The 22,180-nt window shown below is 71.7% G+C and carries 22 protein-coding genes; 13 read left to right on the top strand and 9 right to left on the bottom strand.

Annotation, left to right across the window (positions count from 1 at the left end):
• Positions 1-28 precede the first annotated feature (28 nt).
• Positions 29-1,027 (top strand): Gfo/Idh/MocA family oxidoreductase, encoded by a 999-nt coding sequence (locus AB0B61_RS19635; RefSeq protein WP_358433422.1) that lies wholly within the window; start codon positions 29-31, stop codon positions 1,025-1,027.
• A 111-nt stretch (positions 1,028-1,138) separates the two neighbouring features.
• Here the strand turns inward: AB0B61_RS19635 and AB0B61_RS19630 are convergent, their stop codons facing one another.
• Genes AB0B61_RS19630 through AB0B61_RS19615 form a run of 4 tightly spaced genes read right to left on the bottom strand, consistent with a single transcriptional unit; the run spans position 1,139 to position 5,650 of the window.
• Complete coding sequence (locus tag AB0B61_RS19630; protein ID WP_358433419.1) at positions 1,139-2,752, bottom strand: FAD-dependent oxidoreductase; 1,614 nt, start codon at positions 2,750-2,752, stop codon at positions 1,139-1,141.
• A gap of 37 nt (positions 2,753-2,789) precedes the next feature.
• Positions 2,790-3,089, bottom strand: coding sequence for an antibiotic biosynthesis monooxygenase family protein (locus AB0B61_RS19625; protein ID WP_358433416.1), 300 nt, complete (start codon positions 3,087-3,089; stop codon positions 2,790-2,792).
• Positions 3,052-4,698, bottom strand: a complete 1,647-nt coding sequence (locus tag AB0B61_RS19620) for a class I adenylate-forming enzyme family protein (protein WP_358433413.1) — start codon at positions 4,696-4,698, stop codon at positions 3,052-3,054. The genes AB0B61_RS19625 and AB0B61_RS19620 overlap by 38 nt, the downstream gene beginning before the upstream one ends.
• On the bottom strand, positions 4,691-5,650 hold the full coding sequence (locus AB0B61_RS19615) for an aromatase/cyclase (RefSeq protein WP_358433410.1): 960 nt from the start codon (positions 5,648-5,650) through the stop codon (positions 4,691-4,693). The genes AB0B61_RS19620 and AB0B61_RS19615 overlap by 8 nt, the downstream gene beginning before the upstream one ends.
• A 189-nt stretch (positions 5,651-5,839) precedes the next feature.
• On the opposite strand from AB0B61_RS19615, the gene AB0B61_RS19610 reads away from it, so the two are divergent.
• Both AB0B61_RS19610 and AB0B61_RS19605 read left to right on the top strand, forming a co-directional pair.
• Complete coding sequence (locus AB0B61_RS19610; protein ID WP_358433408.1) at positions 5,840-6,292, top strand: nuclear transport factor 2 family protein; 453 nt, start codon at positions 5,840-5,842, stop codon at positions 6,290-6,292.
• Positions 6,289-7,695: a carboxyl transferase domain-containing protein gene (locus AB0B61_RS19605; RefSeq protein ID WP_358433405.1), complete on the top strand. Its 1,407-nt coding sequence runs from the start codon at positions 6,289-6,291 to the stop codon at positions 7,693-7,695. Before AB0B61_RS19610 ends, AB0B61_RS19605 begins: the two co-directional genes overlap by 4 nt.
• Here the strand turns inward: AB0B61_RS19605 and rfbD are convergent.
• From rfbD to rfbB, 3 genes are read right to left on the bottom strand one after another with little or no spacing between them, the layout of a single operon-like run.
• Positions 7,690-8,601, bottom strand: a complete 912-nt coding sequence (rfbD, locus tag AB0B61_RS19600) for a dTDP-4-dehydrorhamnose reductase (protein ID WP_358433402.1) — start codon at positions 8,599-8,601, stop codon at positions 7,690-7,692. The two genes, AB0B61_RS19605 and rfbD, sit on opposite strands and share 6 nt — an antisense overlap.
• On the bottom strand, positions 8,598-9,488 hold the full coding sequence (rfbA, locus tag AB0B61_RS19595) for a glucose-1-phosphate thymidylyltransferase RfbA (RefSeq protein ID WP_358433896.1): 891 nt from the start codon (positions 9,486-9,488) through the stop codon (positions 8,598-8,600). The genes rfbD and rfbA overlap by 4 nt, the downstream gene beginning before the upstream one ends.
• A gap of 54 nt (positions 9,489-9,542) precedes the next feature.
• Positions 9,543-10,529, bottom strand: a complete 987-nt coding sequence (gene rfbB / locus AB0B61_RS19590) for a dTDP-glucose 4,6-dehydratase (RefSeq protein ID WP_358433399.1) — start codon at positions 10,527-10,529, stop codon at positions 9,543-9,545.
• Positions 10,530-10,696: 167 nt separating this feature from the next.
• Here rfbB and AB0B61_RS19585 point away from each other — a divergent pair, with 167 nt between their 5' ends.
• The 3 genes from AB0B61_RS19585 to AB0B61_RS19575 all read left to right on the top strand — a co-directional run bounded on the left by AB0B61_RS19585 (position 10,697) and on the right by AB0B61_RS19575 (position 14,286).
• A complete protein-coding gene (locus AB0B61_RS19585) occupies positions 10,697-11,677 on the top strand; it encodes an acyltransferase domain-containing protein (protein WP_358433396.1) in 981 nt (326 codons plus the stop codon).
• Positions 11,678-11,758: 81 nt separating this feature from the next.
• Positions 11,759-13,042, top strand: a complete 1,284-nt coding sequence (locus AB0B61_RS19580) for an adenylate/guanylate cyclase domain-containing protein (protein WP_358433393.1) — start codon at positions 11,759-11,761, stop codon at positions 13,040-13,042.
• Positions 13,043-13,137: 95 nt separating this feature from the next.
• Positions 13,138-14,286, top strand: a complete 1,149-nt coding sequence (locus AB0B61_RS19575; protein ID WP_358433390.1) for a glycosyl hydrolase 53 family protein — start codon at positions 13,138-13,140, stop codon at positions 14,284-14,286.
• Here AB0B61_RS19575 and AB0B61_RS19570 read toward each other — a convergent pair.
• Positions 14,270-14,692, bottom strand: a complete 423-nt coding sequence (locus tag AB0B61_RS19570) for a VOC family protein (protein ID WP_358433387.1) — start codon at positions 14,690-14,692, stop codon at positions 14,270-14,272. The two genes, AB0B61_RS19575 and AB0B61_RS19570, sit on opposite strands and share 17 nt — an antisense overlap.
• Positions 14,693-14,782: 90 nt before the next feature.
• Between AB0B61_RS19570 and AB0B61_RS19565 the strand changes: the two genes are divergently transcribed.
• From AB0B61_RS19565 to AB0B61_RS19555, 3 genes are all read left to right on the top strand, one after another.
• Positions 14,783-15,733, top strand: a complete 951-nt coding sequence (locus AB0B61_RS19565; protein ID WP_358433384.1) for a WYL domain-containing protein — start codon at positions 14,783-14,785, stop codon at positions 15,731-15,733.
• A gap of 58 nt (positions 15,734-15,791) precedes the next feature.
• Positions 15,792-16,490 carry a TetR/AcrR family transcriptional regulator C-terminal domain-containing protein gene (locus tag AB0B61_RS19560; protein WP_358433382.1) on the top strand — a complete coding sequence of 233 codons (699 nt, stop codon included), beginning with the start codon at positions 15,792-15,794 and terminating at the stop codon, positions 16,488-16,490.
• Between the two features lie 117 nt (positions 16,491-16,607).
• Positions 16,608-17,597 carry an NAD(P)-dependent alcohol dehydrogenase gene (locus AB0B61_RS19555; RefSeq protein WP_358433379.1) on the top strand — a complete coding sequence of 330 codons (990 nt, stop codon included), beginning with the start codon at positions 16,608-16,610 and terminating at the stop codon, positions 17,595-17,597.
• A 67-nt stretch (positions 17,598-17,664) separates the two neighbouring features.
• Here the strand turns inward: AB0B61_RS19555 and AB0B61_RS19550 are convergent, their stop codons facing one another.
• Positions 17,665-18,027: a cupin domain-containing protein gene (locus AB0B61_RS19550; protein ID WP_358433377.1), complete on the bottom strand. Its 363-nt coding sequence runs from the start codon at positions 18,025-18,027 to the stop codon at positions 17,665-17,667.
• Positions 18,028-18,144: 117 nt separating this feature from the next.
• Between AB0B61_RS19550 and AB0B61_RS19545 the strand changes: the two genes are divergently transcribed.
• The 4 genes from AB0B61_RS19545 to AB0B61_RS19530 all read left to right on the top strand — a co-directional run bounded on the left by AB0B61_RS19545 (position 18,145) and on the right by AB0B61_RS19530 (position 22,162).
• Entirely contained in the window at positions 18,145-18,633 is a 489-nt protein-coding gene (locus tag AB0B61_RS19545; protein ID WP_358433375.1) for a 2Fe-2S iron-sulfur cluster-binding protein, read from the top strand.
• Complete coding sequence (locus AB0B61_RS19540) at positions 18,630-19,601, top strand: xanthine dehydrogenase family protein subunit M (RefSeq protein ID WP_358433373.1); 972 nt, start codon at positions 18,630-18,632, stop codon at positions 19,599-19,601. Before AB0B61_RS19545 ends, AB0B61_RS19540 begins: the two co-directional genes overlap by 4 nt.
• Positions 19,598-21,619, top strand: coding sequence for a xanthine dehydrogenase family protein molybdopterin-binding subunit (locus tag AB0B61_RS19535; RefSeq protein ID WP_358433370.1), 2,022 nt, complete (start codon positions 19,598-19,600; stop codon positions 21,617-21,619). The genes AB0B61_RS19540 and AB0B61_RS19535 overlap by 4 nt, the downstream gene beginning before the upstream one ends.
• A gap of 66 nt (positions 21,620-21,685) precedes the next feature.
• Positions 21,686-22,162, top strand: coding sequence for a DUF6328 family protein (locus tag AB0B61_RS19530; protein WP_358433368.1), 477 nt, complete (start codon positions 21,686-21,688; stop codon positions 22,160-22,162).
• Positions 22,163-22,180: the final 18 nt, after the last annotated feature.

Here is a 22,180-nt window from a genome sequence, read left to right as displayed (position 1 = left end):
TCGAGTGGGCAGGCGTTGACTTTATCGGGTGAAGGCACTGCGAATCGGCGTTCTCGGCGCGGCCCGCGTGGCGCCCGACGCACTCGTCCAGCCGGCCGCCGGGCTCCCCGAGGTGGAGGTCGTGGCGGTGGCCGCCCGTGATCCGGAGCGGGCCAGGAAGTACGCCCGCCGGCACGGCATCCCCGCCTGGCTCCCCGGCTACCAGGAACTGCTGGACCATCCGGACATCGACGCCGTCTACATCGCCCTGCCCAACTCCGCCCACGCCACCTGGACCCGGCGCGCCCTGCGGGCCGGGCGGCACGTGCTGTGCGAGAAGCCGTTCACCTGTAACGCGGCCGAGGCGGAGCTGATCGCCAAGGAGGCCGCGGAGAGCGGCCTGGTGGTCATGGAGGCCATGCACTACCGCTACCACCCTCTCATCGGCCGGGCCATGGAGCTCCTGGACGAGGGGATCCTGGGCGGCGTCGAACGCGTCGAGGCGGCCAACTGCTTCCCGGTCCCGCGCTCCGACGACGTGGTGGCGAGCCTCGCGCTCGGCGGCGGCGCCACCATGATGAACGGCTGCTACGCCCTGCACGCCCTGCGCCTGCTCGGCGGCGCGGAGCCCAGGGTGGTCTCCGCCCGCGCCACCCTGCGCCGTCCCGGCGTCGACCGGTCGATGACGGCCGACCTCCTGTTCCCCTCCGGGGCCGGCGGCCGGTTCGCCTGCTCACTGGGATGGCGGCCGCGCCCCGCCATGTCGATCCGCGTGACGGGAGAGCGCGGCTCCATGCGCGTGCGGGGCTACCTGATGCCGCACGTCTACAACCGCATCGAGGTACGGACCGGCCGCGGCGCGATCCGCGAGCGGGTGCGCGGCGAGCCCTCCTACCACTACCAGTTGCGGGCCTTCGCCGACGCCGTGCTGCACGGGGGCCGGGTGGCGACGGACCCGGGCGACGCGGCGGCGACCATGCGGCTGATCGACGAGGTCTACACGGCGGCCGGACTGCCCCGCCGCGGCACCGCATCAGAAGCGGGCTGAAGCCCTGACCGGGCGGCAGAAGCGAGCTGAGGCGCTGACCGGGCGGCAGAAGCGGGCTGAGGGCCTGACCGGCGCGCACGGCGCTGTCAGGCCCTGGGACGTCGCGCCTGTTCAGGGGTCCTGCCCGATGACCGCCTGCCCGATGACCGCGAACGCCGGCCGGAGGCGGGACTCCGACAGCGGCTCGCCGCGGGCGCACACGTACCCGTCGGGCCGGGCGAGGATCCAGCCTCGCTCGCCGAGCCCGTCCCGCACCTGCCCGTCCGGGTCGTGCAGGGGATTCGGGCCGCCCGCGTCCGGCCGGCCGGTCAGCGTCCGTACCGACAGCCAGGCGCGATGCCGCTCGTCGAGGCGGGTGGCCAGCTCGGTCTCCTGCGGTGACAGCCCCCAGACCAGCAGCGTCCAGCGCAGCTCGCGCAGTTCGTCCGCCAGTGCCTCGCCCCCCGCGCCGCGGCCCGCGGCGGCCTCGGTGAGCCGCTGCCCGGGTCGCGGCCCGCGGCCGTGGGGCGCGGGAACGGTCAGTGGGCTGCCGGGATACTCCAGGCGCAGCCCCGAGACGCCGCCGAGGATCTTGCGCTGCATCCGCACCCGCACCGCGGGCACGTTGCGGACCACCCCGAAGACCACGGGGAGCATGAGCCCGGCGAGCGAGTTCCTGAGCTGGACCAGGAACGTGGCCGTCCTGGTCGACTTGAGCAGCCGCTCGCCGACGGGCACCCGCTCGGCGCTGTAGGTGTCGAGCAACTCCTGGCTCGCGTGGCCGTGGTGGACGAGCGCCAGCTTCCACGCCAGGTTGTACGCCTCCTGGATGCCGGTGTTCATCCCCTGCCCCGAGGCGGGGCTGTGCACGTGGGCCGCGTCGCCGGCCACGAAACAACGGCCCACCCGCATGCTGGGGACCATGCGCTGCTGGAAGGTGAACACCGAGGTCCAGGAGGGTTCCGACACCGTGGTCCGGCGGCCGAGCCCGCGGCTGAACTTCCTGCTGAACCTGGCCGCCGCCTCCGCCGCCGGGACGTCCCGCTCGACGTCGATCGTGTCGAGCATCCGCCACCGGCCCTGCTCGCGCATGGGGGCCAGCATCAGCGCCTCGCCCCCGGAGTGGACCCAGTAGATGCTGTCGCGCGGCAGATCGGTGTCGACCTGGGCGTCGGCGATCATCCAGGTCTCCGACGACTCCCCGATCAGCGGCAGCTGGAGCACCTTGCGCACCACGCTGTGCCCGCCGTCGCATCCCACGAGCCAGGGCACTCTGGCCTGCTCCACGGTCCCGTCCTGGTGGACCAGTTCGGCGCGCACCGCGTCGCCGTCCTGGCGCAGGCCGGCCAGGCGGGTGCCCCACTCCACCTTCACGCCCTGGCGGCTCAGCTCGTTGCGCAGCACCGCCTCCGTCTCCGTCTGCTCGATGATGAAGCTGAACGGGAAGCGGGTGGGCATGGTCGAGTAGTCGGCGGCGAGGCGGGCCAGCCGGGTGCCCTCCTTGAAGATCGTGAAGGCGTGGATCCGCTGGCCGCGTTCCAGGATGGGGGCGACGAGTCCCATCTGGTCGTAGATCTCCAGCGTGCGGGGATGGGTGGCGATCGCCCGGCTCGTCGTGGCCGGGCCGGGCAGGGCGTCCACCAGCCGCACCCGCAGGCCGCGCCGGGCCAGCTCGTGGGCCGCCGTCAGCCCGACCGGGCCGGCGCCCGCGACCAGGACGTGATAGTCGTCCGCCGATGTCGGCATGTCTGTCTCCCTCGCTCGGCCGCACCCGTCCCAGGCGTCAGGCCAGGATCGTCTCGCCTTCGCGGATCACTTCGTAGACGTCGGGATCGACGGTGGCCACCGCGCCCAGCCCGCTGACCCGCTCGCGGAAACCGTCGCTCTGGACGGCGCTCAGATGCGACTCCGCCTTGTCCCACAGCGCGATCTCGACGTAGACGTTCTCGTTCCTGAGGGAGTGCAGGAGCTGGTAGCGGATGTAGCCCGGCTGCCTGCGCATGAAGTCGGTCAGCGCCTCGGTGATGCGCAGGAACTCGGCGGGATCACCGGTCACCGTCATCTTGTTGACGAGCAGCACCATGATCTGTTCCTTTCACAGATGGGAACGGGATGAAGGTCGCGCGGGCATCCATCCAGCCGCGGAAGGTCCGGCGTTCGAGCTTGCCGGACGGCGGCCGCGGGATCTCCGGCACCCGCTGGATGTAGCGGATCTGGTGGTAGTAGGGGAGCCGGTCGTTCACCGACGAGGCGATCCCCAGGAGCGTGCCGTCCCGCTCCTCCTCGGCCAGGACCACCAGCGCGTGCGCCACGGCTCCGTGGACGTCGTCCGGATGGTCGACGACCACGCAGTCACGCACCGCCGTGTGCTCGTCCAGCAGGCGCTCCAGGTCGGAGGGGGAGACGAGTTCGTTGTCGCACTTGAACACGTCTTTGATGCGGTCGACGATGAACAGCCAGCCGTCGGCGTCCTGGTAGCCGATGTCCGCGGTGGGCAGCCAGCCGTCGCGCACGGGCGTGTCCGCGTCGCGGTAGCCCAGCATCACCTGCGGGCCGCGTACCTCCACCTCGCCGGGCGAGCCCGGCGGCAGCGGGGTCCGGTCGCGCACGTCGACGACGCGGCATTCGGTGGCGGCCACCGGAGGGCCGACCGACCCCCACCGTGGACCGGTCAGCACGTCGCAGTGGGTGAGGGGAGAGGTCTCCGCCAGGCCGTACCCCTGGATGACGGGGATGCCGAACTGGCGGTACAGGGCTTTCGCGGCGGCCACCGGCAGGGCGGCGCCGCCCGAGAAGATGCCGCGCACGCTCTCCAGCCGCAGCCCGGCCAGCCGCGGGTCCCTGGACAGGTGGATCAGGCGGGCGGGAAGGCCGTAGAAGTGCGTGACCCCGTGGCGGGCCGCCTGCTCGACGGCGGCCACCGGGTCGGGGTCGCGGCACAGCACCTGGGTGACGCCGGCGTGGACGCCCGAGTTGAGGTGCATCAGGTGGTAGGCGGGCAGGTGGTTGAGCGTGATCGCGCTCGCGCTGAGCCGGTGGGCCGCGGCCACCTGGGCGGCGTTGACCAGCAGGTTGCGATGGGAGAGCATCACCGCCTTGGGGGCGCCGGTGGTCCCGCTGGTGAACTGCAGGCAGGCCACCGAGTCCGGATCCGCCGGCGGACCCGCCTTCGGCCGACCGGCGCTCGTACCGGGCAGGTCCGCCGGCGGACCTGCCTCCGGCCGGTCGCCGCTCGTACCGGGCGGGTCCCCTTGGCCGTCGATGACGATCAGCGTCGTCAAATCGGGCAGCTTCCCGCGGACGGCCTCGATCCGCTCGCGCAGTTCGGCCGGTACGAACGCCGCCCGCGCCCCGGTGGCGGCGAGCATGTGCGTCAGGCGCTCCTGGGGGAGCAGCGGGTTGACGGTGACGATGACGTTGCCGCTGCGCGAGACCGCGTAGAAGGCGATCGCGAAGGCGGGGTCGAGGACCGTGCAGACGGCGATCGGGCACCCCGGGCCGAAGCGTTCGCCCAGGTAGGCGGCCCAGCGGTCCACGGCGTCGTCGAGCTCCCGGTAGGAGAGCACCCCCGACTCCGTCCGCAGCGCGGGCCGGGCGGGGGAGCGCAGCGCCGCCTCGCTCAGCAGCACGTCGACGCGGCCCTGGGGATGGTCGATCCGGCCTCGGGGGAGTCCGCCCGCCCGCTCAGCCACCGGCCTGCTCCTCGGCGAACCGCTTGGCCAGGCGGAGGTTCGACATGCTGTTGGCGCTCAGCACCTTGCGCACGTACCGGCGGGCACCCGCGGGCGTCTCACCCGGGCTCTTCAACGGCAGCGCGGAGCGTTTGATCGTGGCCGTGTGGCGGGCGCTGGCGATGACGCCCTCGGCGGTCTGGGTGAACTTCCAGTGCCCGGTGTGCGCGTCCAGCTGGTCCGGCAGCCGGATCTGCTTGTAGACGATCAGGTTGGGCGGCTGGCAGATCCGGACCGAACGGGTGGTGTGGATGGATCCGTCGGCTGCCTTGGTGTCCATGTCGAAGAACTGGACATTGGGCGTGCTCTCCCGCAGATCCAGGCGCGTCACATGGGGGATGCGCTCCGGCCAGCGATCCGCGGCGTACAGGTAGGCGTAGACCGCCTCGATGGGACCGTCGATCACCAGGGAGTCCTCGAAGGAGACGGTGAGCTCGTCCACCTCGGCCTTACGCTGCGCCGTGTCCGCGAGCGCCGCGAGGTACCGCAGGGTGTTGGCGCGGATGTTCTCGGCGATCGGGCCGGCGACCGGCGCGCCACCCGCCACCTGGAACTCGTGACGCATCCGCACCTCGGTGACGTCCGGCCCGTCCGTGGTGAACAGCCATTCGCCCCGTACGTCCGTCGCGGGCGGCGCCGGCGGCTCGTGGACGAACGTGATGCGGCCGGCCGGGTCCAGCCGGCGCCGGACCGTCCAGACGCGGACACCGTCCTCCCCGGCCAGCGACCACTGCCGCACCACGTCCTCGTTCTCGCACCGCGAGACGTACTCGGCGTGCACGGCGGGATGGAAGTGCTGCGTCCAGCCGATCACATCGGCTACCAGGCCGTAAACCGTCTCCATGGGTGCGCGCACCCGTTGCGCTTCCTCTACCACGTGGACCTTGTCGTCTGTCACGGCGTTGTCTGTCACGGCGACGCTCTCCTTCGTCCGATGGCCGGAGCATGCCGCCGCGCTCTAGGAGCCCGCTTGAGGCGTAGTCGAGGGCGTCCACCAGCGCTCCGGCCGGGGGCGTCATGGGAACCGGACTCCACCGGCGCTCTAGTCGGCGGCGTCATGGTGGGCCGCGCCGACCAAGCAGACCATCGATGGGGTGATGCCATGTCCGCCTCCGACGTTCCCTTCGAGCGCCTCTACGCGGAGGTGCAGCAGTTCTACGCGACGCACCTGCACCTGCTCGACTCGGGTGACGCCGAGGGCTGGGCCGCGACCTTCACCGACGACGGGGTGTTCGCCCCGCCGACGCTTCCCGAACCGGTCCAGGGCCGGGCCGCGCTCGCCGCCGGGCTGCGCCGGACGGCCGAGGACCTCGCGGCGGCGGGAGAGACGCATCGGCACTGGCACGGCATGGTCGCGGTCGAGCCCCGGCCCGACGGCACGATCGGCGTGCGATGCTACGCGCTGGTGATCGCCACGCGGCACGGCGGCGACTCCCGGCTGCACCGCGTCTGCGTCTGCGAGGACACCCTGGTCAGGGCGGACGGACGGCTGCTGGTACGCCACCGTGCCGTCACCCGGGACGACCTGGCCGGTGTGGCGCTGGGCCACCTATGACCTCTCTTGAGACGAGAACCGGCGGCGACGTTCAGCGAGATCCCCTGACCAGGCTGGCGGCGCTCTTCGAGCCGGGCACCCTGGACCTGCTGCGCCCGGCCGACGACAGCGGCGTCCTGGCCGGGCGCGGCCTGATCGGCGCCGCCCCGGCCGTCGCGTTCGCCAGCGATCCCCGTTCCCAGGGTGGTGCGCTGGGCCTGGCGGGCTGCGGGACCATCGTGGCCGCGTACGAGGCCGCCCTCCGGGAGCGGCTGCCGATCGTGGGGATCTGGCACTCGGGCGGCGCCCGCATCACCGAGGGCGTCGCCTCGCTGCACGGCGTCGGCACGGTCTTCGCCGCCATGACCCGGGCCTCCGGCGTCGTCCCGCAGATCTCGGTCGTCCTGGGCGCGGCGGCGGGCGGCGCCGCCTACGGCCCGGCGCTCACCGACATCGTGATCATGACGCCGCAGGCCAGGGTCTTCGTCACCGGCCCCGACGTCGTGCGGACCGTGACCGGCGAGGACGTCGACATGGCCGCGCTCGGCGGCCCGGATCCGCACACCAGGCGCAGCGGGCTGGCCCACATCCTGGCCCCCGACACGACGTCCGCGCTGTCACAGGCGCGCAGGCTGGCCGGTCTGCTCGGCGCGCGCGGCGGCGCGCGACGGACCGAGGTCGCCGAGGCCGACCTCGCGCCGTGCCTGCCCACCTCGCCGCGGCGCGCCTACGACGTCCGCCCCCTGGTCCACGGGCTGCTGGACGAGCCCGGCGTGGAACTGCACGCCAAGTGGGCGCCCAACATCACCACCACGCTCGGCGAGCTGGGCGGCGGGAGCGTCGGCGTGATCGCCAACAACCCCCTGCGCATGGGCGGCTGCCTGGACGCGGCGTCGGCCGAGAAGGCGGCCCGGTTCGTCCGCATGTGCGATGCGTTCGGCGTGCCCCTGATCGTGGTGGTCGACGTCCCCGGCTTCCTGCCCGGCGTCACCCAGGAATGGGAGGGCGTGGTCCGGCGCGGCGCCAAGCTCCTGCACGCCTTCGCCGAGGCCACGGTGCCCCGGGTGACCCTGATCACCCGCAAGGCGTACGGCGGCGCGTACGTGGCGATGAACTCCCGTGCCCTCGGCGCCACCAGGGTGTTCGCCTGGGCGGGAGCGGAGATCGCGGTCATGGGCGCCGCGGCGGCGGTCCGTATCGTCCATCGCCGGGAGCTGGCCTCCGTCACCTCGCAGGAAGGGCTCCAGGCTCTGTCGGCGAAGCTGGTGGCCAGGTACGAGCAGGCCGTGGGCGGTCTGGACCGGGCCCGGTCGCTGGGCGTGGTGGACGAGATCATCCGCCCGGACCTGACCCGTGGCGCGCTGGCGGGTGCCATCGCCGGCGCGCCGCCGCGCCGGGGCGCTCACGGCAACATCCCGCTATGACGCCTCGATCAAGGCCACTCCCACCTGCTGGAAGGCCTCGCGCAGGCAGTCGCGCCAGTCCGGGATCACCGGCAACCCGGCCCGGCCCCACTTGGCGTTGTCCAGCACGCTGTACGCCGGGCGCCGCGCCGGGTATCGCGGTGAGCCGTGACCGACGGGGCGGATCCGGTCCGGGTCGGCGCCGACCTCCGCCGCGATCGCGCGGGCGAAGTCGTACAGCGTGGCGCTCCCGGCGCTGGTGCAGTGGTAGAGGCCGGGCGCCGGCTGCCGGAGCCCGAGGGCGATCAGCCGTGAGGCCAGGTACGGCGCCCACACCGGCGCGCTCGCCTGACTGTCGACGACCTCGACGGCGGTCGGCCCGCTGGCGTCCCGCTCCCTGGCGTCCCGCCTGCCGATGTCGCGCTCTTTGAGGAGCGAGCCGATGGCGCGGACGAAGCTGGGCCCGTGCCGGGAGTACATGCGGCAGGTCCGCACCACGTAGACCTGCCCCCCGGCACGCAGTGCCGCGGCTTCGCCGGCGGCCTTCGCCCGGCCGTAGCGCATGAGCGGCGCGACCGGATCACTCTCCCCGTACGGCGTGCGCCGTGCGCCGTCGAAGACGTAGTCCGTCGAGACGTGGACGAGCGCCGCCCCGGCCCGGACGCAGGCGGCGGCCAGGTAGCCGGGCGCCAGGGCGTTGACCCGGTGGCCGATGCCGGGCGTCAGCTCGGCCTCGTCCACCCGGGTGTCGGCGGCGAGATTGATCACGACGCGCGGCTTCAACAGGTCCAGCGTCTCGGCGATCCGCGCCCGGTCGAGGACGTCGAGGTCGGCCCGGGTGAGCACGCGGGCGTCGGCGGCGCCCAGGGCCTCGCGCAGCTCGCGCCCCAGCATTCCGCCGCCACCGGTGACCAGCCAGTCGGTCATCGGCCTCGGGTCTCCCGCTCCGGCCCGCCGTCGAGCAGCGCGTGGAGATAGTGCCCGTAGTCGCTCCTGGAGAACGCCTTCGCGTGCTTGTCCAGCTGCTTGTCGTCGATGTACCCGGCCCGCCAGGCGATCTCCTCGACGCATCCCACGCTGATCCCCCGCCGCGTACGCGTCGTCTCGACGAATCGCGCCGCCGCGGCCATGGAGGTGAACGTGCCCGTGTCGAACCACACGGTGTCCGGCCCCAGCCGGGTCACGCTGAGCTGCCCGCGATCGAGGTAGACCTGGTTCACCTGGCTGATCTCCAGCTCCCCGGTGCTGCCCGGCCGCAGGTCCCCGGCGATCGCCACGGCCTGCTCGTCGTAGAAGTACAGCCCGGGGACGGCGTAGTTCGAGCGCGGCCTGGCGGGCTTCTCGGCCAGCGAACGGACCCGGCCCGCCGCGTCGAACTCCACGACGCCGAACGAGCGGGGGTCGGGCACCGCGTACGCGAAGATGTGCGCGCCCTGCGGGTCGGTGTGACCGGGCAGGCCGCGGTGCAGCTCGTCGCCGTAGAAGAGATTGTCGCCCCAGATCAGCCCCACCGGCCGCTGAGCGGCGAACCCCGCGCCCAGCACCAGCGACTGCGCCACGCCGTCCGGATGGGGCTGCTCCTTGTAGTGCAGCTCGATGCCGAGCCCGTCACCGTTGCCGAGCAGCTCCTCGAAGTGCGTGCGGTGGTGCGGGGTGGTGATGACGAGGATCTCCCTGATCCCCGCCAGCATGAGCGTGGACAGCGGATAGTAGATCATGGGCTTGTCGAAGATCGGCATGAGCTGCTTGGAGACGGCCAGGGTGACCGGCCAGAGCCGGGATCCTCTGCCTCCGGCGAGGATGATCCCCCGCATTCTGGTCGGTGCCGGTGTCCAGCTCGCCCAAGTGGCCATGCTCTCTTCCTTAGGTCAGGTGACGGGGATGGGCAGCGCGGCCCGTTCCATGAGCGGACGCCACCAGTGGCCGTTGGCCCGATACCAGGCGACCGTGTCGGCCAGGCCGGAGGAGAAGGGGATCCGCGGGGTGTAGCCGAGCTCGGTGGAGATCTTGTCGATGTTCATCGAGTAGCGGCGGTCGTGCCCCTTCCGGTCGCGAACGCGCCGTACCCGGTCCCACCCCGCTCCGCCGGCCTCCAGCAGGAGCCCCGTCAGCTCGTTGTTGGTGAGCTCGGTGCCGCCGCCGATGTTGTACACCTCGCCAGGACGTCCCTTCGTCAGGACGAGGTGCAGCGCGGCGCAGTGGTCGTCCACGTGCAGCCAGTCGCGCGCGTGCTCGCCGTCGCCGTACAGCGACACCTCCCGCCCCTCGAACAGGCACGCGAGGAAGAGCGGAATGATCTTGTCGGGGAACTGGTAGGGGCCGTAGTTGTTGGAGCAGCGGGTCACCACCACGTCGAGCCCGTAGGTCCGGTGGTAGGCCTGGGCCAGGAGCTCGGCCGCCGCCTTGCTGGCCGCGTACGGCGAGTTGGGCCGCATCGGGGACTCCTCGGTCCACGACCCGTGGGCGATCGAGCCGTACACCTCGTCGGTCGAGACCTGGAGGAACCTGCCGATCCGGTGCTCGACGGCCTTGTCCAGCAGGGTCTGAGTGCCCACCACGTTGGTGCGCACGAAGGGGGCCGGGTCGGCGATCGAGCGGTCCACCTGGGATTCGGCGGCGAAGTGCACGATCGCGTCGTGGCCGGGCAGCAGGTCCTGGAGGACGGCGCCGTCGCAGATGTCCGCCTCGACGAACGTCAGCCGCGGGTCGCCCATGACGGGCTCCAGATTGCTCAGGTTCCCGCAGAAGGTGAGGCTGTCGAGGACCGTCACGGTCGCTCCGTCCGGGTCCGCGAGGAGGCCGCGAACGTAGGTGGATCCGATGAACCCGGCCCCGCCGGTGACCAAAAGCCTCATGAGTGCAGGACCGTAGAAGCCCGGGGTCGTGGATGGCTCGATTCTGGACCGAACCCCACGTACGCCGAGCCACCGAACCCCACGTACGCCCAACCGCCGCGCGAGCCGTCCTGGATCGGCGCGCGCCAGCCTGTCGGCGAGAGCGCGTCGACGGATGGGGGCTCACCATGGATCGGCCGGTCGCGCTGCTGTTCCCCGGGCAGGGAGCGCAGCAGGCACAGATGGCCAAGGGCCTGTTCGAACACGACCCGGTCTTCACCGAGGAGATGGTGCGGGCCTGCCGGGCCATGGGCGAGGTGGGGCAGAGCCTGCTCGACGACTGGCTGTCGGAGTCGCCGGAGGTCGGCGTCGACGCCACGCTCCGTTCGCAGCCGCTGCTGTACGCGGTCGGTTACGCGCTCGGCCGCATGGTGCGGAGCTGGGGCGTACGTCCCTCGGCCGTGCTGGGGCACAGCGTCGGCGAGCTGGTCGCGGCCGTCATCGCGGGCGTCTTCGAGCCCGATGCCGCGGCCCGCGTGTGCTGGCGGCGGCTCGCGCCGCTGCTGGACGCCCCGCAGGGCGGCATGCTCGCCGTCGCCGCCGCGCCAGGGGACATCGCCCGTTTCCTCACCGGCGGCGTGGAGGTGGCCGCGTACAACGCGCCCCGCCAGGTGATCCTCTCGGGACCATGGCCCGCTCTCTCCGCGACCGTCGAGGCGCTGACGGAAGCGGGCATCACCTGCCGGCCGGTCGCGTCACAGACGCCGTTCCACAACTCGCTGCTCGCAGCGCCGGCGCGGGCGACGACCGGCCTGTTCGCCGCCCTGGAGCCGCGGCCGCCCCGGATCCCGCTCTACTCGACACGCACCGGCGCGCTGCTGGACGGGCGGGCGGCGGCGGATCCGGAGTTCTGGTCGATGCAGGCGGCGACGCCGGTCCTGTTCTGGCAGGCGATCGAGGCACTCCTGCAACGGGACGGCTTGGTGCTGGTGGAGGCGGGACCCGGCCAGATGCTCAGCCGGCTGGCCCGCCGCCATCCGAAGGTCCGCGCGGGAAACGCCATGGTCGTTCCCCTGCTGCCGGTGCGGTCGGGGGACCCGGCTCAGGACCGGCTGACCGCCCATGAGGCGCGCGACGCGCTCGGGTCGTTCGAGGCGGCTCAACGGTGAGCCGATCGGCCGGGCGCGCCGCGTACATTGTCGTCACGCAGAGCATGTATGCGAGCGCGTTGAGTGATATACGGTGGTCGGGTGGCTTCCGAACCCCCCACGGGCGCGTACATCCCGGGCACCTTCGACGCCGAGCCGCGCTCCGCGGCCGGTCTGCCCCTGGCCCTGATCGAGCAGTGGCGTGACACCGGTCAAAGCCACGAGGACGCGCGGCGGCTGCTGGGCCGATACGCGACCCGCGGTTACAGCGTGGTGTCCGACTCGGCCGGGCTGACGAAGCTCAGTCAGCGGCTGGGCCTGCTGGAGGTGCTGGCGCTCATCGACCGGCCCAAGCGGATCCTGCACGCTCGCACCACGGCCATCGGCGGTACGGCGGTGGGTGTGTGGGCGGCGGACAACGCCCAGATGTTCCACCCGGAATCGGCGGACGCGGGGGTGCTGCTGTCTGCCCTGCTGAAGGTCCAGGACGAGATCGAACGCTCCTGCCGCGTACGGATCGGCATCGGGGCGCACCGCGGGAGCTTCTACGGCCTGGCCGGCGGGCTGTACGGCCCGGAGGCCGACGCGATCGAGGACATCGCGGAGAACCACACCGAAGGTGGGGAGCTCGTGGTGACGGGGGCGGTCGTCGACCGGTTGCCGCCTGGTCACTCCTTCGTCCTACGACGCAAGGACGGTCCCGAGAGCCTGGTCGGCGCCGTCTACCACGTGCTCGACGGCCCCCGCCAGGCCGATGTGCGGTCAGCCGCACATCGGCCGCACGACCCCCGCCCGGCCGAGGACCTGCGTTACCCGATTCCCTACTCCGCGGCCTTCTACGCCGACCTGCTGAGGTTGGAGCGCTGTCCCGAGGATGTCGAGTTGGCCGGGCGGCTCGCCGCCGAGCATCTCCAGGACCGGACGGTGGTCCTGGTCGAGCGGAGCGTCGCCGCGGCCGAGACGCCTGAGCTCGGGCTGCTGCGAGGGCTGGCCCTGTCGGCCGTGCTGAGGGAGGCGGGACTGGCGCTCATGCCCGCGCGGGGCGCCGTGGAGATCAAGATCGCCGGACCGCTGGCCCTCTACCTGTTCGAGGAGGCCGCGCCGGCCGTGCGCTTCGCGCGGTGCCTGCGTGCCGGCCTGGCCGAGCACGAGATCGTCTGCCGGATCGGGGTGGCCGCCGGGCCGGTGCTGGCGGGGGAGACGCCGGGTGGTGGGTGGGACGTCGCGGGTGCGCCGGTGAATCTCGCCTCCAAGATGGCGCAGGATCTCGGCAGGCCCGGGCGGGTCTATCTGAGCGAGGCCGTACGGGAGCGCGCCCAGCTGGACGGGTTCACCTCCGTCCGCCGCACGGTATCCGGAGTTGAGATGACCTTCTTCGAAGGGTGAATTCCCGGGCGACCGCTCTTTCCCGCTACGAGATCCTTCTTTATCCTCATGCTCAAGAGTGTCTGTGAACGTTCACAGAGGAGCCCACCCATTTCTTGAGCAAGGAGATCGGGATGGCCGTCAACCACCTGGACCGACCCTGGAGGATCGGGGGCACGCTCTTCCTCGCGCTGGCGACGCTGCTCGCCGTCGCACTCGTGAACCCCGCCCCCGCCTCGGCCGCCACGCTGACCATGCGCGGCGCCGACGTCTCGTCGCTCCAGCGGAGCCTGGACCTCGGGGCCAAGTACTACAACGCCGCCGGGGCGGCCGCCGATCCGCTGGACATCCTGGCCGGCGTCGGCGTCAACTACGTCCGGCTGCGCGTCTGGAACAACCCGGTGAGCGGCTACAACAACAAGGCGAAGGTCCTGGCCTACGCCAGGACGGTCAAGGCCAAGGGGCTCGGCCTGATGATCGACTTCCACTATTCGGACACCTGGGCCGACCCGGGCAAGCAGTTCAAGCCGGCGGCGTGGGCGAGTCACGGCATCGGCCAGCTCCAGACGGACGTCTACAACTACACCTACGACGTCTGCACCAGCCTCAAGGCGCAGGGCACCACACCCGACAGCGTGCAGATCGGCAACGAGATCAACGTCGGGATGCTCTGGAACGACGGCAAGGTCATCAACAACGACTTCACCAACCTCAGCCTGCTGCTCAAGGCCGGTTACAACGCGACCAAGGCGTGCAACGGCGGCACCCAGGTGATCATCCACACCGCGGACGCCGACAGCCTCGCCAACGCCCGCTGGTTCTACGACGGGATCAGGGCCAAGGGCGTGCCGTGGGACATCACCGCCCTGTCGTACTACTGCATGTGGCACGGCTCCCTGTCCACCCTGTCCACGGTGCTCAGCGACGTGAGGACCCGCTACGGCAAGCCGGTCATCGTGGCGGAGACCGCCTACCCGTTCACCGCCGCCAACGCCGACAGCGAGGGGAACGTGGTGAACGGCTCGGCGCCGTGCTCGGGCTACCCGGCCACCTGGGCGGGGCAGGCGAACGAGTTCGCCGCGGTCCAGAACACAGCGCGCGGCGCGGGCGCGATCGGCGTCTTCTACTGGGAACCGACCTGGTACGCCATCTCCGGCAACGGCTGGGACCCGGCCAACATCAACGGCACCGGCGACCAGTGGGACAACATGGCCACCTTCAACTGGACCGGCGGCATCAATCCCAGCATCAGATGGACCCCGTAGGGCGCGGAGTCAAGATCTCCAGGTAGTGCTTGTTGTACATCACGCCGAGGATGTTCCCGAAGGGGTCGACCACGGACGCGGTGACGAATCCCGGCCCCCGCTCGACCGGCTTGGCGTGCACGGTGGCGCCCAGGGACAGCAGCCGCTCGAAGGCGGCCTCGACATCGTCCACGTGCCAGTAGATCACCGCGCCGCCGGCCTCGCCGGACCGGCTGTGCGGGGCGAATCGGCTGTCGATGATGCCGAGCTCGTGCTGGTAGTCGCCGAGGCGGAACTCGACGTACGCGGGCGGCCCCTCGACCGGGCGCGTGAAGTACGGCTCGATGCCGAGCAGTTCGGTGTACCAGTCCCGGGCGGCCGGGATGTCGTCGGCGAAGAAGCTGACGGTGGTGAGTCCACGCAACATGGGTTTTTCCTACTTTCGGTCGGTGTCTAGGGACTATCCTCCAAGCTAAAGTGCTCACCAATTGAGCACTTTTTTGGAGAAGATGGGGACATGCGCGCTGACCGCCTGGTTGCCACGCTCCTGCTCATGCAGAGCCGTGGCCGGGTGACCGCCGCCGAGCTGGCCGGCGAGCTCGAGGTGTCCGTCGCCACCGCCCGCCGCGATCTTGAGGCGCTGTCCGCGGCGGGCATCCCGGTCTATCCGCAGGCCGGCCGCGGCGGCGGCTGGTCGCTCGTCGGCGGCGCCCGTACCGATCTCAGCGGCCTGTCGGCGACCGAGGCGCAGGCGCTGTTCCTGCTCGTCGGACCGGCCGCGGCCGTCTCGGGTGAGGCCAAGGCGGCGCTGCGCAAGCTCGTACGGGCGCTGCCGCAGACCTTCCGGGCCGACGCCGAGGCCGCCGCCGACGCGACGATGATCGACCCCACCCGGTGGGGCGAGCGTGATCGCCGCCGCCCGGAGCTGGTCGACCTGTTGCAGGCCGCCGTGGTCCGCCGGCGCAAGGTCCGCCTGACCTACGCCGGCAGCACCCGGGAGCGGACCGAGCGGCTGATCGACCCGTGGGGCCTGGTCGACAAGGACGACATCTGGTACCTGATCGCCGGGACCGAACGAGGACAGCGAACCTTCCGGCTCGACCGGATCATCGCGGCCGAGCCGACCGACCAGGCCGCCGAACGGCCGGACGACTTCACGCTCGCCGCCGCGTGGGAGCAGGTCGTGGGGGAGGTGGAGCGGCGGCGTTCGCGTACGTGGGCGACCGTGATCATCGAGGCCAGGTTCGTGCCGGTGCTGCGCACCCACTTCGGGCGGCACTGCCACGCCGACGGCGAGCTCGACCACGGCCGGGTCCGGGTCCGCCTCGCCGCGCCGACACCGCTGGACATCGCCCGGAACCTGGCCGGCTGGGGCTCGATGATCGAGGTGGTCGAGCCGCGGTCGGTCCAGGCGGAGCTGGCCCGGATCGGCGCCGAGCTGGCCGGCCGGTACGCCGCCGAACGCTGACCTGGCAGCGATGGAGCCCAAACTTACCTTGTACGATAGGGCGCGGAGGTTGATCTAGGTGGCCACCCGGAACGGACCAAGGACCGAGCCCCGCACCCCGTTGAGCAGAGACCGGGTGCTCCGGGCCGCGGTCAAGCTCGCCGACGAAAGCGGCATCGAGTCGCTCACGATGCGCCGTCTCGCGGAAGAGCTCGGCGCCGAGGCGATGTCGCTCTACTACCACGTGGCCAAGAAGGAAGACGTCCTCGACGGCGTCGTCGACGTCATCGCCGGCGAGATCAACGAGGCGGTCGGCCGGATCGACGTCCCCTCCAAGGGCGCCGCCTGGAAGACGGCCGTGCGGCAGCGGATCCTGACCGCCCGCCAGATCTTCCTGCGCCACCCCTGGGCGCCGCGCGTCTTCGAGACCCGTGCCGACGTGCGTCCGGCCGTCGTGCGGTACTTCGATGCCCTGATCGGGCTCATGAGAGACGGTGGCTTCTCCAACGACCTGGCCCACCACGCGCTGCACGCCCTGGGAAGCCGGGCTCTGGGGTTCACCCAGGAGATGTTCGATCCGGGTGACGGGGCCGGTGACGAATCCGCGGCCATGCTCGACGCCATGGCCGAGCAACTGCCCCACCTCGTCGGCATGCTGCGGGAGATCGCCCACGACGACCCCGACTCCACGCTGGGGTGGTGCGACGACCAGACCGAGTTCGAGTTCGGGCTGGATCTGATCCTCGACGGTCTCGACAGGATGCGCGAGACCGCCTGACCTCCACGATCGCCGGGTAAGGCGCTTCACGGCGCTTCACCATGCCCTTGACCGCCTTACGCCGTAAGAGTACCTTACGACGTACGACTTACGTTGTACGAATCGGAGGCACCCGCAATGAAGGCGATCGTCTTACGCACGTACGGCTCACCCGACGACCTGGCCATCACCGAGATCGACAAGCCCGTCCCCGGCGACGACGAGGTGCTCGTCCGAGTGCGTGCCACCTCCGTACAGCCCTACGACTGGCACCACATGAGAGGCGAGCCGTACATCGCGCGCCTGATGCCCGGTAGCCTCGGGCTGCGCGGGCCGAAGATCGGCATCCTGGGCGCCGACCTGGCGGGGCAGGTCGAGGCGGTCGGCAAGGACGTGACGGGCTTCGGCCCCGGCGACGAGGTCTTCGCGCAGTCCAACCAGGGCGGCTTCGCCGAATACGCGTGCGTCCGGGAGAGCGACCTGGCGCCGAAGCCGGGGAACCTGTCGTTCGAGCAGGCGGCGGCGGTGCCGATGGCGGCCAACACCGCCCTGATGGGCCTGTGCGACCAGGGGCGTCTCCAGGCCGGGCAGAGGGTCCTCGTCAACGGGGCGTCGGGCGGGGTGGGCACGTTCGCCGTGCAGATCGCCCGGGCGCTCGGCGCGGAGGTCACCGCCGTCTGCGGCGCGCGGAACGTGGATCTGGTCAAGTCGCTCGGCGCCACCGAGGTCATCGACTACACCACAGAGGACTTCACCCGGAACGGGCAGCGTCACGATCTCCTGCTGGACATCGCGGGAGGCCATTCAGGATCGGCCTGCCGTCGGGCGCTGACCCGCAAGGGCACCTACGTCGCCATCGGCGGACCGCCCGGCCGATGGCTCCAACCCGCCGGTCACGTGTTCGCGGCGGTGGCGTCCTCGCCGTTCGTGTCCCAGAGAATGGTCATGACGGACGTGGTCACCTGCGGGCAGAAGCGGCAGAATCTGCTGACGCTGACCCGGCTCATCGAGGACGGCGAGATCACGCCGATCATCGACCGCACCTACCCGTTCGAGGAGATCCCGGCGGCCGTCCGCTACCAGGAAGAGGGTCACGTCGTGGGGAAGGTCGTCATCACGGTCCGCTAGCGCCACGGAGGTCGCCGACTACGTCGCCTGGCGCGCCGGCAACCCCCGCTGAGGCAGCGAGCAGGGTTCACATGCTCCGGGCCTTGGCGTACTCCGCGGCGCCGCCCGCGAAGTCGTACACCTCCACCTGCTCGTTCCCGACCACCCAGGCGTCGTGTCCGGGCGGGGCGACGAAGACCTCTCCCGGGCCGATCTCGGCCTCGGTGCCGTCGTCCATCCGGATGCGGAGCCGGCCGCGGACGACGAACCCGTTGTGGTGGACCTGGCACGAATCGGTGCCGACGATCGGCTTGATGGACGCCGACCAGCGCCATCCGGGTTCGAACGTGGCCACACCGAAGCTCAGGCCCGTCAGGTTGCACACCTCGAAGTGGCCCATCGGGAAGTCCCGGCGCTCGTCGGGCTTGTCGATGCTCTTGACTTCGATCATGACGTCCCCCTTCGTCACCTTTCAGTCTCTCACCGGGCCTTTCTCCGGGCAGAGCCGACCAAGGGAACGAGGTCGACGTGAGGTTGAGCCGTCCGCGCACCGGGTAGGCGAGCGCCTATGGAGATCACCCTGCGGGTCAACGGTTCGCGGCGGACCGTGGAGGTGGACCCGCGCGTCTCGCTGCTGGACCTGCTGCGCGAGCGGCTCGGGCTGACCGGCTCGAAGAAGGGGTGCGATCACGGCCAGTGCGGCGCGTGCACCATGCTGATCGACGGCCGGCGGGCCAACGCCTGCCTGGCGCTGGCCGTGGCGCAGGACGGATCGGACATCACCACCGTCGAGGGCCTGGCGGACGGCGACCGGCCGCACCCGCTCCAGGCCGCCTTCATCGAGCATGACGCCTTCCAATGCGGTTACTGCACCCCCGGCCAGCTCTGCTCGGCCGCCGGGATGCTGGCCGAGGGCGGGCCGAGCGCCGTCACCGAGGACCTGGCCGGCGACCCGGCGCTGACGGCTGAGGAGATCCGCGAGCGGATGAGCGGCAACCTGTGCCGGTGCGGCGCCTACCCGAACATCGTCACCGCGATCGCGGAGGTGGCGCGATGAGACCCTTCGAGTACGCGCGGGCCGGCGACCCCGCCGACGCCGTGGCCAGGTTCCGGCCCGGCACGATGTACCTGGGCGGCGGCACCAACCTCGTCGACCTCATGCGTCTGGGCGTGGCCGAGCCCGAGTTCCTGGTGGACGTGAGCCGGCTGCCGCTCGACCGGATCGAGCCCGACGGCGACGGGCTGCGCGTCGGCGCCGCCGTGCGCAACAGCGACCTCGGCGCCCACCCGCTGGTCCGCGAGCGCTACCCGATGCTGGCGCGGGCGGTGCTGGCCGGGGCGTCCGGGCAGATCCGCAACATGGCGACCGTGGGCGGCAACCTGCTGCAACGCACCCGCTGCCCGTACTTCCAGGACGTCTCCAAACCGTGCAACAAGCGGCAGCCCGGATCCGGCTGCCCGGCGATCGGCGGCGACCACAGCAACCTCGCCATCCTCGGACATTCCCCCGCGTGCGTGGCCACTCACCCGTCCGACATGGCGGTGGCGCTGGCCGCGCTCGACGCCCGCGTGCACGTCACCGGGCCCGGCGGCGACCGGGTGATCCCGATGCCGGGGCTGCACCGGCTGCCCGGGGACGAGCCCGAGCGCGACACCGTGGTGGAGCCCGGCGAGCTGGTCACCGCCGTACACCTGCCCGCACCGCCACCGGGAGCCTCCCATTACCGCAAGGTCCGCGAGCGCGCCTCGTTCGCGTTCGCGCTGATGTCGATCGCCGCCGCCCTCGACGTCGCGGCGGACGGGACCGTACGCGACTGCCGGATCGCGCTCGGCGCGGTGGCGCACGCCCCGTGGCGGTGCGAGCGCGCCGAGCGGGCGCTGCGCGGCGCCCCGGCGGGCGAGGAGAGCTTCACCCGGGCCGCCGAGGCCGAGCTGGAGCAGGCCCGCCCGCTGCCGCGCAACGCGCACAAGGTGCCACTGGCCCGCAACCTCATCGTCCGCACCCTGCTGGAGCTGGCACCATGACCAGGATCGAGGGGCACGACAAGGTCACCGGCCGCGCGACCTACTCGGCCGAATACCCGATCGAGGGCGTCACCTACGCCTACCCGGTCCAGGCCGGGATCGTCAGGGGGCGCATCACCTCGATCGACGCGGCGGGAGCGCTCGTCCTGCCGGGCGTGCTGGCCGTACTGTCCAGCGAGGATCCGCCCGAGCTGGCCCCCGACGCGGACCCGGAGCTCGCGCTGTTCCAGCGCCGCGAGGTCGCCTACCGGGGGCAGTTCGTCGCCGCCGTCGTCGCCGACACCTACGAGAACGCCCGCGCGGCCGCGCGGGAGGTGCGGGTCACCTACGAGGAGGACCCGCACGACGTACGGCTGCGGGGGGATCATCCCGGGCTCTACCGGCCGGAGAAGGTGAACCCGTTCTACCCGGCCGACACCGAGAAGGGCGACCTGGCGGCCGGGCTGGCCGAGGCGGCCGTCACCGTGGACGTGACGTACACGACCCCGGCCGTGCACAACAACCCGATGGAGCCGCACGCCACGCTCGCCGTCTGGAGCGGTGACGGCGACCTGACCGTCTACGACTCGACGCAGGGCGTGTCCACGGCCCGCGCCATGATCGCCAAGACGCTCGGCCTGCCCGCCGAGCGGGTGCGCGTGGTGTGCCGCCACATCGGCGGCGGCTTCGGGTCCAAGGGCACCATCCGTCCCGGCACCATGCTCGCCGTCCTGGCGGCGCGGGCCGTCGGGCGGCCGGTGAAGGTGGCGCTGACCCGGCAGCAGCTCTTCGACGTCACCGGCTACCGGACGCCGACGATCCAGCGGGTCCGGCTCGGCGCCGACGCCGACGGCCGCCTCACCGCCGTCGAGCACGAGGTCGCCGAGCAGAGCTCGACGCTGGTCGAGTTCGCCGAGCAGACCGCCACCCCGGCCCGCACCATGTACGAGACGCCCGCGCTGCGCACGGCCCACCGGCTGGTCCGGCTGGACGTCGCCACCCCGTCGTGGATGCGCGCCCCGGGCGAATGCCCCGGCATGTACGCGCTGGAGTCGGCCATGGACGAGCTGGCCATCGCCACCGGCCTGGACCCCGTCGAGCTGCGCGTGCTCAACGACGCGGAGACCGAGCCGGAGAGCGGCCTGCCGTTCAGCTCCCGCAACCTGGTGGCCTGCCTGCTGGAGGGCGCCCGCCGGTTCGGCTGGGAGGGGCGCGACCCGACGCCGGGTGTCCGCCGCCAGGGGCGCTGGCTCATCGGCACCGGCGTCGCCTCCTCCACCTTCCCGGCCTTCCGGCGCCCGTCCCAGGCCACCGCCACCGTCGAGAACGGCGGCTATGTCGTCCGCGTGGCCGCCGTCGACCTCGGCACCGGCGCCCGCACCGCGCTGACCAAGATCGCCGCGACCGCGCTCGGCGTCCCGCCCGACCAGGTACGGATCGAGCTGGGCGACAGCGATCTGCCCCCGGCCCCGGTGGCCGGCGGCTCCATGGGCACCGCCTCCTGGGGGTCGGCCGTGGTGGCCGCCTGCGAGGAGGCGCTGCGCGACGGCAAGCACGGGGCCGCCGACACCACCGACGCCCTCAAGGCGCAGCAGGACCTGGCCAGGCACGCCTTCGGCGCCCAGTTCGCCCGGGTGCGGGTGGACATGGACACCGGTGAGATCCGCGTGTCGCACCTGCTGGGCATCTTCGCCGCCGGGCGGATCATCGACGAGCAGCTGGCCACGTCCCAGTTCGTCGGCGGCATGACGATGGGCGTGGGCATGGCGTTGATGGAGGAGAGCGTCATCGACGACGAGTTCGGCGGGTTCAGCAACCACGACCTGGCCCAATACCACGTCCCGGTGTGCGCGGACATCGAGCGGATCGACGCGGCCTGGATCGAGGAGGACGACCGGCACCTCAACCCGATGGGCACCAAGGGCATCGGCGAGATCGGCATCGTCGGCACCGCGGCCGCCATCGGCAACGCGGTCTATCACGCGACCGGCATCCGCGTGCGCGACCTGCCGATCACCCCTGCCCGCCTGCTCGCCTAAAGCTGGTCTTGCGCGAATAGATCGAACTTTCGCATGAAATTCCCTGATCTAGGTAGATGAAGGCACATGGAACCGGACAGGGAAACTCAGAAGGAGCGGGCCGATCGCAACTTCGTGGAGCTGCTGCAGAGCGCACGGGTGGCGGTGACGGGCGTACAGGTGCTGTTCGCGTTCCTGCTGACGGTCCCGTTCTCGCAGGGGTTCGACAAGCTGAGCCTGGCCGACCGGCGGCTGTTCTACGTGGCGCTGGTCAGTGCCGCGGTCGCGTCGATCTGCTACATCGCCCCGGCCGCCCAGCACCGGGTGCTCTTCCGCCAGGGGCTGAAGGAGATGCTGGTCCGCCGCTCCAACATGTACGGCATCGCCGGGGCGCTGGCCCTGGCCGTCTCGATGACCGCGGCCACCATGCTGGTGGTCGACTACCTCTTCCACAGCACGGTGGCGCTGATCACGGCCGCCGTCATCGCCGCGCTGGCCGTGTGGACCTGGTTCGTCCAACCGGCGATGGACCGCTCGGCCAAGGGCGACGACGACAGTAGCTGACCCCGGTCGCGCACGACC

The organism is Nonomuraea sp. NPDC049158, assembly GCF_040648335.1.
Lineage (GTDB): Bacteria > Actinomycetota > Actinomycetes > Streptosporangiales > Streptosporangiaceae > Nonomuraea.
This window is presented reverse-complemented; position numbering and strand designations above follow the sequence as displayed.